Here is a 12435-nt window from a genome sequence, read left to right as displayed (position 1 = left end):
GAACGACTAAAGCCACAGGCACGGCGGAACTGTGATGGGGGTAGCGAGGCGAGGCTTTCGTAGAGCATCTCCCGAGGGTGGTGACAGCGACTTTCTACACCGCTATTCTATTCGTGCAAGAGGTCTATTCAAGGCAGCCGTTAGATCGGGAATAAAAGTGGCGTACATTCCCCGTAAATCACCGGGCTTGAAATCGTAAGCCAAATCCTCGGGATAGTTGTTGGCTACGAATTGGGGCCGACGCGATTTTTGCCCATGACAAGCTAGGCAACCGGGAGATACATTAATGCGGCGAAAATAATGCGTTCCGGGCTGACCATTCACTTGGCCACGCTGCCACAAGCCTTGTAGTTCGGAATTAGCTGAAAACTGTTCTAAGGCCGCCAATTCTGTGGCGTTTTGGGGCCGGTGTTCTGGATTTCGATACTTCTGGGAAACTTGGCGCAGTTGCCAACCTTCCGTCTGGGCGATCCGTTTGGCTTCCATCCCCACCGGCTTGCACACGGCTTTCATGGTTTCGGCGGTGGGGGGTTCAGTTTTGCCTTCCAAGGTGGAAGCGAGTCCCGATCGCAGGGCATCGAGATTTTCAATGGCTTCCACGGCTTTGGCCAACTGATCGGGGCTGGTATTGGCTTGGGCCGTCGGGGCGATCGCGCCATTCAGACCGATCGCCCAAATGAAAGCGATGCCCAACATTAGGATTCGTCGCATGTGGATATCTCCGGTGGGGAAAACGTTGCAAGATCAATCAACGATTGAGCGCAAAGTCCTAAATACTTCGGATCCGAAAGGAAATAAATTCGGGCATTTCCTTCCTTCCGACAAGCAACCACTCGAGCCATTCGCAGCATTTGCAAATGCTTAGAAACATTGGCTTGGCTCAGGTTGGTTGACTCGCTAATTTCAGTTACGTTGCACTCACCTTGGCAAATGCGCCAAAGAATTCCTAATCGACTGCGATCACCCAGCAATTTGAATAGGTCAGCTAGCCGATCTAAATCAGGATTGGCAGCAGCAGCAGCCATTTCAGCCGACAAGTTCAACACAGAATTAGGTGTGGTGCGGGGCATGAAGATTGGGGCCAAGGTTTGGCCGAACAGATTGGGTTACGGGCCGCAGGAGCGAAAGACCAAATAAAAGCTTCAGCCCCCACAGTTCAAACCAGGGTAGCCCAATTCCCCATTGCATTTTGAGTAGGAAGTAGCGTTCAAAGGCGGCTTTTGCCCAATTCACCCAAGCGCCTCGGGTGGCGTAGGAATAGCGTCGTTGACCATTGGCAGGATCGGGCAAGATGGGAGCAGCAATATAAGCAATGCCGGTTTGGCCAAACTCCGCAAAGCAAAGGGCTTCAAGGGTGGGAATTTGGTGCGGACTGGGCAAGGCTCCCAAGTCCACGGCGATGTTGTAAGCCACCGCTGCGCCCATGGCTTCGGTCATTTGACCGCTTTTGGGCAGCCCGATCGGGACAGGTGTGTGATAGGGCTGCTCCAGATGCACACTCACCCCCAGGGCATAGATCCGCTCGTGGTCTCGGTGGCGCTGGGTGGGCAGGATCGGAATAAAGCCCCGATCGTTCCCTAGCCCAGAAGCCTGCACGTATTCCGCGCCTCGGAAGGCGGGCAAAATCATCGCGTAACCAAAGGGAAATTGGCGACCATCACTGAGTTCCACCCGATCGGGCAGCACTCGGGCGATCGCCGCATCGGTCACCACCTGCACCCCCTGTTCTTCCAAAACGCCTTCCGTTAGCTCGCGAGCCATGTACAGATCCGGCAGGCCCAAATAGCCCGCATAGGGTTCCGGCGTGATGTAGGTGATCGTTACCCGATCGCGCAGGCCGCGTTTGCGCAACTCCTCATCGGCCAGCAATGCAAACTCATAACCCGGCCCCAGGCAACCGGTTTTGGGCGCGGCTCCCACCACCAAATCCGTCGGATTTTCCAGAAAAGCTTCCCAGGCCTCCCGGGCAATCAGCGCATGAGCGGGATTGCAAACAGACTGGGTATAGCCCCCATGGGGCCCCAAACCGGGGATTTCATCAAAAGCCAACGAAGGGCCACTGGCAATCACTAAGTAGTCGTAGGAGAGCACCTGATCATTGGCGAGTTGCACCGTTTGTTGATCGGGATCCACCCGCACCACCGCACTGTCCACCCACCCCAACCCATGGCGCTTGCAGAGGGAAGCCACATCAAGCTGCACATGCTCCAGGGGAATTTTGCCCAGGGCCACCTGAATCAGACCCGGAATGAAGGTGAACTGGGGACGGTCAGACACCAAGGTAATTTGATGCCCGCCCTTGAGCCAATGTCGCAGTTCATAGGCCGTGGGCAAGCCGCCTAATCCTGCGCCGATCACGATTACCTGTGCCATTGCCGGGTGCTCCCTTGTTTCATACTTGCTTATTTAGTTATATAGTTTATTATACAGAAAGCGGCAAGGCCCGATCGCACCCCCAAGGTTCAACCGACCAGTTCGATCGCTCCTTACATTGACCCCCTGTTGATTGGTTCCTGGTTGCCGGTCGGTTCCCGTGGCTGACCGAGCCGCCCCTCGCCGCCTCATCCCCCATTGCGGAGTTTTTTTTCGGATGTATCACCTCAGCAAAGTCTTGAATTTGTCCTTTGATGAAGCCATTGCCCACACCAAAGAAGCCCTGAAACAGCAAGGCTTTGGAGTGCTGACGGAAATTGATGCCAAAGCGGCCTTTAAACAAAAACTCGATGTGGAATTCCGGCGCTACACCATCTTGGGAGCCTGCCATCCACGCATTGCTTACAGCATCTTGCAAACGGAAGACAAAGCTGGCGTTTTTTATCCCTGCAACGTGGTGGTGCAAGAACAAGAGGGCGGAGCCGTGGAAGTGTCCGCGATCGACCCCACAGTCATGTTTGCGGCCCTCGAAAACCCCGGCGCAAAGGGGATTGCTCTGGAAGCGAAAACCCTGATGGACAAGGTGATGGAGCAGCTTTAATCGCCTCCCTCAGAAACCCTTGGGGCAAGCCTGAACCTGAATGAGACTGCATCGCAATTGGGCGATCGGGCAGGGCGTGGCCCGCCAAACAAGGCTTCAGGCTGTCTCAAGAATTTGCCCCAAGCATTCAGTCCTAAAGTTTGACCATTTTCAGGATTGATGATTCTCAGGATTAATGACTCTCAGGGTTGATAATTCATCACTCAACCGCTGGGAGATTGATCACGCCAAGATTCAGAGTTTGGAGAAAAACAAATCGGAGAAAAATGCATATGTGGACATTACTATCACTGTTGCAAAATCAACTGATTTGGTCAGTTCCAATCAGCATGATTGTCGGAATTCTATTTGGCTTAGCAACAGACCCCAGCGGTCTCAAGGATCTGATTGTTCCCCTAACTTTCTTAATGGTTTACCCGATGATGATTAACTTGCAATTTGGCAAGTTAGTGGCCGGGGGAAACTGGAAGCTGCAAGGGGTCGCCCAATTCATTAATTTTGGAGTTGTGCCCTTTTTAGCCTATGGCATCGGCTGGCTCTTCTTCCGCGATCAACCACTAATTTGGCTAGGGTTGCTGTTAACGGGATTGCTTCCCACCAGCGGCATGACCATTTCTTGGACAGGCTTTGCAAAGGGAAACCTAACAGCCGCAATTCAAATGACCGTGATCGGCTTGATTTTAGGTTCTCTAGCCACTCCGCTCTATGCTCAAGCTTTGCTGGGACGAGCTATTGAAATTCCTTTGATGGAAACCTTTAAGCAAATTGCGATCGTGGTGTTTTTGCCCATGATTTTAGGTTTGGTCACGAAAAAAGTGCTGATTTCAACGGTGGGAAAACAAAAGTATGAGGGGAACCTGAAGAAAAAGTTTCCGGTCTTTTCAACCTTGGGCGTGCTGGGAATTGTGTTTGTGGCAATGGCCCTGAAGGCCAAGGCAATTGTGGCTTCACCGCTGGTGTTTTTGGGCTATTTCGGGCCGTTGGTGCTGATTTATTTGATCAACTTTGTGTTGAGCACGGTGGTGGGTAAAGTTTGGTTTTCGCGCGAAGATGCGATCGCCCTAGTCTATGGCACGGTGATGCGCAATTTGTCGATCGCTCTGGCCATCGCCATGACAGTATTTGGGGCTAAGGCCGGCGCTGAAATTGCTCTGATTATTTCTATGAGCTACATCATTCAGGTGCAAGCGGCAGCTTGGTATGTGAAACTAAGCGATCGCTGGTTTGGCAAACCCGTAGCGGAAGGTCTGTAGCGACTGGGCTGTTTTGAGGCGATCGAGGGCGGTATAAATCGATCGCCAAGTGTTTCGCGAGGTTAGTTACCAGTTAATTGGAGATTGTGCCTATTTTCATAGGTGCAATCTTCGGCGGTTGAAGGGCGATCGCTTGCTATATTGGAGTGCGATCGATCGCCACAGCGCTATTGTGTTACCGAGAGGTTGATGACTGTTGTCGCACGGGAATTTCAATCATAAACTCCGTGCCCACCCCCTTTGTTGAGTGACAGTAGAATTTGCCTTTGTGTTTCTCAGTAATAATTTGATAGCTAATGGAAAGTCCTAAACCTGTACCTTTACCTACGGGTTTTGTTGTAAAGAAAGGGTCAAAAATACGTGATTGCACTTCCTCAGGAATTCCCTGACCATTATCAGCGATCGTAATTTTAATTTGATCTTGATTATTAACTTCCGTGCGCAACCAAATTGCATGAGGATTATGCTGTAGCTCTTGATCAGTACGAGTTTGATTGGAATCTTCAATCGCATCAATAGCATTATTCAGTAAATTCATAAACACTTGATTGAGCGATCCGGCATAGCACTCCACTAGGGGTAAATTTCCATATTGTTTTCTAACTTGAATTGCTGGGCGAGTTGTGGTTGCTTGAAGCCGATGCTGCAAAATCATCAAAGTATTATCCATTCCTGCATGAATATCAACCGCTTTGAATTTGGATTCATCTAGCCGCGAGAAGTTACGTAACGAGAGCACAATTTTTTGAATTCGCTCACTCCCAGTTTGCATTGACCTGAGAATGTTAATCATGTCATCTTGCAAGAAGTCAAGATCGATTTCTTCACTCAAGTCTTGTAATTCTTGAATGGAACTAGAAACATATTTTTGATAGACCGTAACAAGCTTTAATAGATTCTGAGTGTAAGTTTTGATGTAAGTTAAATTGCCATGGATGAAATTAATAGGATTGTTAATTTCATGGGCAACGCCAGCCACCAGCACACCCAAGGCTGACATTTTCTCAGACTCAATTAGTTTGACTTGTAATTGCTTGAGATCCCTCAGCGCCACTTCTAGTTCACGAGTGCGATGCTCCAGATTGGCTTGGGATAGTTCAAAATCTCGAATAACAACTTTAAGGATACGTTCTCTTTCTTCGCTCGCATCTTCCAGTTGTTGTCGATCGGCCTCTGAACGCTCTAATTTTTTCGTGAGAACTCGTACTTTCTTCTCTAGCTCTCGTAGCTTTTGCTGATCAGCATTGGCTTCCATAGGACTTTTATGCTGTGCCTAAAAGCAGAGTAACAAAAGTTTCTTGGTGATAGTAATTAGAACCCTGTTGTTGAAGCGGTGCAAACTCACCGTAGGTATAAAAGCCCGCGATCGGCATAATTTTAGGTAGCGCCTTTTTGACCAAATCATACTCTTCCTTGGCTCTTGTTCCCAACAACCAACGACGACAGCAACAAGAAAAGATCAGCACTGCTTCTGGTTCGGTTCCAGGATAATTGTTTAGCGCCATCTTGAAGGAAGTTTCAGAGGCAGCAATCACTTGATCTCGGCTAATTTCAGCCAGTTGCACAGTTGCGCCTTGGGGAATATTTCCCAAGAAATTAATGCTGCCTGTTTCTAAGTCGCAGGTGTTGGGAACTCGTAGATAGCAACGATCGCTATCTTCTTCATAAACATAGAGAGGATGCTCTGCGGTAGGAGAGCGATCGCCCAAATATTTTTGGTAAAAGTTCAGCGCCGATTGACCATCGATTTCATACAAAACTGTTTTGTGAGACTTAGTGACCGTGCTCTTGGAGCCAATGGGCTGCCAACCGCAGCCAGTGCCATGGGAAAAGCGCAAATCTCCAGCAAAAATCAGAACCGGCAGAGCATCGGTGAAGACTTCTGTTCCAAAAAATTGATAGGTTTTTTGAAATCGAAATTGATCGCCTGCGGTTCCGCCCACAACGGGGACATTTTTTCCTAAAGCTAGCTCCAATCCTTTCAAAATTTGCTCGCCGCTGGTTGTTGAACCATCAGCCGTATAACTGGCTGGAACTGTAATGCAAAGCTTGGCGGGGGTCAGGCTTTTTTCGGTGGCTTGCTGCACGGCCTGGTGAGCAGCAGCGATCGCGTCCTGTTCGGTTTGGCGACCCACACCCGCATAAATTTCCACGGTGTCTGAGCAAAATAGCGTTAGGGTCAGCGAGTCTTGTTGAAACCCTAAAATTGAAGATATTTCTCCATCGGTGGTGCAACCAATGAGTTGCAAACCCGGGAAAACCTGATTGATTTTTTGTAAAATTAAGGCATGATCAAAATCAATAGCCGCAAATAACAGTCCTGCCTTGGGGAGCATTCCTGCCAATTCACGGGTACATTGTTCTAGCACTTCTTCAATAGCATCTTGGGAGTCAGGATCATCACTATGACCAAGAACTGTTTTGAGCATGTGTCTTTCCTCTGCAAGGGGACTGATCAATGTGATTGGCTTGAGTGTCCTGAAAGCTTTACGATGTCAGTCATCTTTCAACAGGAATTATTACCTGACCGACACTGACGATCAAGTTAAGTTTCATGAGCGAAAAATAATAAATGCGCTGCTTAATCTGTAATGGAGAGCACATTTGGCTTGGCGCTCTGCGTCATCATTATGGTCTGATCAATAATTGCATGGCGAATGTATAAATAATTACCAGCTATTCAGGCATTACAACTATGCATTAAACCGCAAGTGCGGGACGATTTCCCTCCGTGGGTTGCGATTTTGAAATAACTGACCCGATGCGATCGCCTGGCTGATGGGTGGCGCTTGTGATGGTGGCTTTGGCTGAGGCGGGTTGATTTACCCTCTGGCTCGGCGCGATCGCGGGTTGTGGCTGTTTCGCTGCATAAGCTGGATGAAGCTGTTATGGAAGGTCTGTAGCGGCTGGGCTGCTTTGATTAACATGCATTTAACAATAAGGCTTGTAGGACAGGCATCGCTCACCACTATCCAACCAAAGTAACACTTACTTTTCAAAGCAATAATCACTCGTTCCCGAAGCATAATTAAATTGCTTCAGCATAAATTATGGGTGGGCATACCCCACTCTATAGACTCCCGTTTAATTATTTAAAATCTTACGAATTTAAAACAAACCAAATATCTTATTTGTTTAGATAATATGAAGTAAGTGGAACACCATCTAGTCTTAGTAAGTAGAGTAACTTGAGCTGCGTAAATTCATAGCTGAGAACTACGCGACAAACATCTAAATCATCTATTGGTAAACTTGGCAGCATTACATCTAACATTTTTGGAACATACTTAAAAAAACCGTCTATATCATCTTGAGTTGGATTTGTGATGATCACATTGATCTCAACTGTTCTGCCAGAATAGCTGTTAACAAAAAAATTGAATTGAAGCAAATTTTCTGTCTTTTTTAAGGACTTTTTCTCAAAAATATTTTTTAGCTTCAGTTTTAGCTGCTCATATAAATCTTCGCCCAGTTTTGAGAAAAAGCCATTGGATATTCCTTGGAGAGCAAATATACCAAATCCAATAATTAATAAAGAAAGGGGTTCTACAGAGTATTCGCGATATACTCGGTTGAGGTCGTGATCTCCAAGCTCTCGCAATTCTCGATATAAGTCAGTAATATCTTCATCTTTTTCAAAACTTTGATTGCCAAAAGCCAGAAATTTATTTGCTTCTTCAGGGCGAATTTTTATAAATTTACCGTCTTGAGGCATTGAATCAAGATAATCAGATTCTTCAAAAATTTCTGCCTCGCCTTGTAATACATGGGTTCCGTCATCAAGCACGACCACCTCAGCAGAAACTACCCTTCCGATAGGGGGAGTACGAATATCGTGCTCGCTCGTCAGTGGAATATACTCTTGATTGTATTGTTTTGCAGATTCTACAATTACTTCAGGTGTAATAAGCACGTGATCAATGATTCCTGATCGAGCCATTACCATTTTGACTTTCTGCATGGGAGAACTCTGACTGTAAATTACTTAGCTTAAATACATATTCAAGGTAGCCTATTTCTCCAGAATCGGACGGTCAGACTGTATATTAGACCGCGAGTACGGGATAGCAACTTGAGAAGGTGAGTCATCCTTGAGTCAGCGTCAGAATCTGGCCGGCTTGAAATTTGCGACACGATCGGGCGGGCGATACAAACCGATCGCCCCGCAAAGTTTCTGGAAAAGGTTTTAGGGAGTCGATCGGGGAAGTGGCGGCAAAGAGCGCGGCGGGCCGCCGCTGTTGAACATGTTGAACGGCGAAGCGGCGCGGCTTTGGATGAGGGCCTTGAGGCGATCGATCTCCGTCACCAGGCTGAAGGGCCGGAAATCATTCAAAGAAGCCACCTGATCGAGATGAATCAGCGACACATGAATCGGCGTGCTGCCATTGACGGCGGTCGGTTCCGTAATGCTGCCGGGCATGACACGGTAGGCAACCAAAAAGCGCTCGCCGCCCACCTCCGCAATTTCGCCCTTCGTGTAATAGTCGCTGGGAGATGCGCCAAAAACCGCCGCCGTCAGAGACAGCATATTGCTGGTTTCAATTTGCCCCGTGACACTGAACACACGCCACCGATCGTCCAATTCCTGAAGCGTGAGGCTGAGGGGAGTCGATCCTTGGAAAAAGCTGGGCGCAACGGTCTCCGCTTGGGCCGGTAACCCGATCGCCCCGATCATCACCACGGGACTCACGAAGCCAAGCAACCATCGCCGCAGATTCGGGTGAATCTTCTGCATAGAATTTTGTTAGAACCGGAGAAAGCGGGACGATTCAGAATAGATTCCGGTCGCGCTTCAGTCATAGCCTAGAAAAAAGCCATCGCTCGTGACTGCTCAATGGTTCTCAATCAATGTTTGCTGTGGGTGGTTTGCCGTGGTGGTTTGCGGTGGGTGGCGATTCCTGGGGCTGCCGGTGCGTTGGTTGCCGGGGCGATGAGTGGTCTTCAGTGCGGTTGCAGGTTTCAGCGTTGGGTTCCTTGCTATCGTTTTGATGGCGATGGTTGAGGCCCGCCAGCGTTCCATGCGTTTTTTCTCCGGCAGGAGGTGCAATTCATGCCAGCCCTTGTGCAATGTGCCCTCAGTGATGCCAATTTGGATGCCAAGTTGGCCCGCAACCAGCGGCAACTGGCGATTTCGGTGGCGGCCCAGGCCGGCCATGGGCGGGTGCGATCGAACCTGTGTTTAATTCTCGATCGCAGCGGTTCCATGCGCGGCCGACCGATGGAGATGGTGAAAGCGGCAGCGCGTCAGTTGGTGGGTCAGTTGGCCCTGGGCGATCGCCTGTCGTTGGTGGCCTTTGACCACGAGGCCCAAGTGATTTTGCCTTGTCAGGAAGTGGCCCCGGAGCCGCTGTCAATTTTGCAGGCGATCGAGGGCTTAACGGCCGGTGGCGGCACTTGCATTGATGAGGGTCTGAAGCTGGGCATTGAAGAACTGGCGCGATCGCGTAAGGAATCGGGCCTTTTGGGCAACGTCAACGCCGATCACAGCGGAATTTTGCCCACTGCACCCTCGGTGTCGCAAATTTTCCTGCTCACCGATGGGGAAAATGAGCATGGCAACGATCCCCGCTGCTTAAAGATGGCGGAATTGGCCGCGAGCTACGGCATTTCAGTCCATTGCCTCGGGTTCGGCAGCCATTGGAACCAAGACACCCTGGAACAGATTGCCGACGCGGGAGCCGGGGCCCTTTGCTACATCGAACAGCCGGAAGATGCGCCCGCCGCCTTTGAAACGCTCTTGGCCCGGGTGCAGTCGGTGCAGTTAACCAATGCGCGGTTGTTGTTGGCGTTGGAGTCACCTGTGCGCTTGGCGGAGCTGAAGCCGATCGCCCAGGTGGCCCCGGAAACGGTGGAACTGACGGCGCAGGAGTTGCCCGATGGTCGGCTGGAAGTGCGGTTGGGCGATTTGATGGTGGATGGGCCGCGGGTGGTGTTGGTGAATGCCTATGTGGCCCAGTTGCCGCCGGGGGATCATCGGTTGGTTCAGGTACAGGTTTGTTATGACGATCCGGCGACGGGCCAGGTGGATCTGCTGTCGGAGCCGATCTCGGTGATTGGGCGATCGCTGGAACTCTTTCACCCGGCTCCCAATGCCCCGGTACAGGCTCACATCGGCGCATTGGCCAAATATCGCCAAACCCAAATTGCCGAAACCAAGCTGCAAACGGGCGATCGCCAAGGTGCGGTGACCATGCTGCAAGCGGCGGCCCAAACGGCTTTGCAAATGGGCGATCGCAACGCGGCGACGGTGCTGCAAACCCAGGCCACCAAACTCCAGGCGGGCGATGACCTGTCGGAGGCCGATCGCAAAAAGACCCGCATTGCCTCAAAAACCACCCTTCGCTAGGGGGGCGATCCCGCCCGATCGCGCCGGGCAACCCCACCCCCGATCGGCTTGGGTTGGCCACCCCTGCGGCCCATACTGGAAATGGGGTATTTTCCGCATTCCAGACAGCTCAGCGCTGAACATGGCATTGCTGCACTTGGGATTATTTTTGGGGTTATTTAATGAGGTTAAATAACCAATTCTGAGGAACCCCAATCGCCCCCATTGTTTCGCTGAGAGGCTGACCCGATCGTGAACCGTTTTAATTGGAAATCAACCCAAGCTTGGCCCATTCTGATCGCGGCCCTGGGGCCCTGGTTGCTGATTTTAGGGGCGATCGGGCTGCTGAATGCGATCGGTTTAGGGGTGGTGGTGCAGGCGATTGGTTGGTTGCTGTTGCTGGTGATTTTGGCCCCGATCGTGCTCAGTGTGGTTGGTTTATGGTGGCTGCGGCGCAACTTGGTGGCCGGCCCCTGCCCCGCCTGTGGCTATCCCGTCACCACCCTGCGCGGCTTCAGCAGCAACTGCCCGAACTGCGGCACTCCCCTCAGCGGTTTGGGGCAAACGGTGCAGCGCCAATCGGCTCCCGGCACGATCGATGTGCAAGCGGTGGAGGTAGGCAAACGAGAGCTAAGAGATGCCACCCCACCCGACCAACGCTATTGAACGCTCTTGCAGTTCTCGAATACTCATCTTGAGCACTCATCTTGAGCACTCATCTTGAGCACTAATTAACGGAAATTAATTAGCGGGAATTAATTAGTGGAAATCGAGAGTTGATAGGGTTGGCGGCCGCTGGGGTTGCGATCGCCCACGAAGATGTCATAGTTGCCCGCATCCCAATAGCCCGGCATTTCTGCCACCCCGTTGGCCGCTGGAATGCAAAATTGACCGCTCGGCCCCACCACCAACAGCGTTAAACCATCACCCCCCTGCACCTTCACCCGCAGGGAGCCAAAATCCTGACCCACCGCCAAGCGATGGTTGGGCGCACCGGCCACAAAGCCACAACTGGTGCTGGTGCTGCCGCCGGCCGTGCCCGATCGAAGAATCGGTTCACTCATGCCCGGCCCCAGGGCAATCAAATCGGCCCGGGCCGGCGCTGCCCAAGGCACGATCGTGACGATCGCCAGGCTGGCGGTCAAAATCGAGAAAAATCGGTTGGTTTTCATGGCAGCATCTCCTGATGGTGAGCAGCCGGGCCTCCAAAACTTGGCAGAACGCCGGATCGCGAATAAATCCAGTATGCGGCCCGCGCTCCACCCGATCGTGGAGGCACTTCCTGTTTATGAACTGGCCGCCCTCAGGGAACCCACTTCCCACAAATTCCGCGCGATCTCATGCCGCTAGGCTTCACTAGCGAGTAGATAGTGGGCAATGCGTAACCTGAGTTTGATCAAGTTAGGGGCGAAAGACCCGAATAAAAGGCTCTTTGCGGTAGCGACGATAAACATCGAAATCCTGATCTAAAGTTGCAATTTCTGCAATTCGTAATCGTTCTGAAATAGCTACCAATGCTAAATCTGCAAAGTCTCCAGGCAAATCTGAGTATTGTTCATTGAGTTCTACAATTCTTTGAAAATCATGACAATTTAATGACTCACAGCGATAAATATTTTGTGCTAAATGGTTCAGGAAAATATTTTGAACTTGCCAGCTTTTATTCAATAACCAAAGTACTTCCGTGACACAAGCTAAAGTTGTAATCAGGTCACTTCGACAAGTTCTAAAGAAATCAACAACTCGACTGTGGTATTGATCCTCAGCATTGTAAAAAGCAATTAAAACGCCTGAGTCCACTAGCACTTTTGCTGACTTCATGATTGATCTGTAGTGGATTGATGGAGTCGATCGGCCAAGGCTACTCGCCTTAAATCTCGATC

General features: G+C 50.5%; 14 protein-coding genes. 5 read left to right on the top strand and 9 right to left on the bottom strand.

Annotated features, from left to right (window positions below):
• Positions 1–102: 102 nt before the first annotated feature.
• The 3 genes from VPK24_RS06225 to VPK24_RS06215 are packed head-to-tail and all read right to left on the bottom strand — an operon-like array spanning position 103 to position 2373.
• Complete coding sequence (locus VPK24_RS06225; RefSeq protein WP_393011375.1) at positions 103–711, bottom strand: Tll0287-like domain-containing protein; 609 nt, start codon at positions 709–711, stop codon at positions 103–105.
• Entirely contained in the window at positions 696–1025 is a 330-nt protein-coding gene (locus tag VPK24_RS06220; protein ID WP_393011373.1) for an ArsR/SmtB family transcription factor, read from the bottom strand. Before VPK24_RS06220 ends, VPK24_RS06225 begins: the two co-directional genes overlap by 16 nt.
• A gap of 25 nt (positions 1026–1050) precedes the next feature.
• Entirely contained in the window at positions 1051–2373 is a 1323-nt protein-coding gene (locus VPK24_RS06215; RefSeq protein ID WP_393011371.1) for an NAD(P)/FAD-dependent oxidoreductase, read from the bottom strand.
• A 160-nt stretch (positions 2374–2533) separates the two neighbouring features.
• On the opposite strand from VPK24_RS06215, the gene VPK24_RS06210 reads away from it, so the two are divergent.
• Together VPK24_RS06210 and VPK24_RS06205 are read left to right on the top strand one after the other, a co-directional pair.
• On the top strand, positions 2534–2974 hold the full coding sequence (locus tag VPK24_RS06210) for a DUF302 domain-containing protein (protein ID WP_393011369.1): 441 nt from the start codon (positions 2534–2536) through the stop codon (positions 2972–2974).
• A gap of 272 nt (positions 2975–3246) precedes the next feature.
• Entirely contained in the window at positions 3247–4227 is a 981-nt protein-coding gene (locus VPK24_RS06205; RefSeq protein ID WP_190532960.1) for an arsenic resistance protein, read from the top strand.
• A gap of 175 nt (positions 4228–4402) precedes the next feature.
• Here the strand turns inward: VPK24_RS06205 and VPK24_RS06200 are convergent, their stop codons facing one another.
• From VPK24_RS06200 to VPK24_RS06185, 4 genes are all read right to left on the bottom strand, one after another.
• Complete coding sequence (locus tag VPK24_RS06200) at positions 4403–5482, bottom strand: sensor histidine kinase (RefSeq protein WP_393011367.1); 1080 nt, start codon at positions 5480–5482, stop codon at positions 4403–4405.
• A gap of 7 nt (positions 5483–5489) precedes the next feature.
• Entirely contained in the window at positions 5490–6656 is a 1167-nt protein-coding gene (locus tag VPK24_RS06195) for an FIST signal transduction protein (protein ID WP_393011365.1), read from the bottom strand.
• 698 nt (positions 6657–7354) lie between these two features.
• Positions 7355–8188: a hypothetical protein gene (locus VPK24_RS06190; RefSeq protein WP_393011363.1), complete on the bottom strand. Its 834-nt coding sequence runs from the start codon at positions 8186–8188 to the stop codon at positions 7355–7357.
• Between the two features lie 225 nt (positions 8189–8413).
• Positions 8414–8962, bottom strand: coding sequence for a hypothetical protein (locus VPK24_RS06185; RefSeq protein WP_393011361.1), 549 nt, complete (start codon positions 8960–8962; stop codon positions 8414–8416).
• Between the two features lie 315 nt (positions 8963–9277).
• On the opposite strand from VPK24_RS06185, the gene VPK24_RS06180 reads away from it, so the two are divergent.
• Together VPK24_RS06180 and VPK24_RS06175 are read left to right on the top strand one after the other, a co-directional pair.
• Positions 9278–10573: a vWA domain-containing protein gene (locus tag VPK24_RS06180; RefSeq protein ID WP_393011359.1), complete on the top strand. Its 1296-nt coding sequence runs from the start codon at positions 9278–9280 to the stop codon at positions 10571–10573.
• 231 nt (positions 10574–10804) lie between these two features.
• Positions 10805–11218, top strand: a complete 414-nt coding sequence (locus VPK24_RS06175; RefSeq protein ID WP_393011357.1) for a hypothetical protein — start codon at positions 10805–10807, stop codon at positions 11216–11218.
• Positions 11219–11307: 89 nt separating this feature from the next.
• On the opposite strand, the gene VPK24_RS06170 is transcribed toward VPK24_RS06175, so the two are convergent.
• Positions 11308–11724 (bottom strand): hypothetical protein, encoded by a 417-nt coding sequence (locus VPK24_RS06170; protein WP_393011355.1) that lies wholly within the window; start codon positions 11722–11724, stop codon positions 11308–11310.
• Here VPK24_RS06170 and VPK24_RS06165 point away from each other — a divergent pair.
• Positions 11723–11902: a hypothetical protein gene (locus VPK24_RS06165; RefSeq protein ID WP_393011353.1), complete on the top strand. Its 180-nt coding sequence runs from the start codon at positions 11723–11725 to the stop codon at positions 11900–11902. The genes VPK24_RS06170 and VPK24_RS06165 overlap by 2 nt on opposite strands.
• A 51-nt stretch (positions 11903–11953) precedes the next feature.
• Here the strand turns inward: VPK24_RS06165 and VPK24_RS06160 are convergent, their stop codons facing one another.
• Positions 11954–12373 (bottom strand): type II toxin-antitoxin system VapC family toxin, encoded by a 420-nt coding sequence (locus VPK24_RS06160; protein ID WP_393011351.1) that lies wholly within the window; start codon positions 12371–12373, stop codon positions 11954–11956.
• Positions 12374–12435: the final 62 nt, after the last annotated feature.

Source organism: Limnothrix redekei LRLZ20PSL1 (assembly GCF_043235035.1).
Classification (GTDB): Bacteria; Cyanobacteriota; Cyanobacteriia; order CACIAM-69d; family CACIAM-69d; genus CACIAM-69d.
The sequence above is the reverse complement of the archived record's forward strand: the minus strand, read 5'-3'. Positions and strand labels throughout refer to the sequence as shown.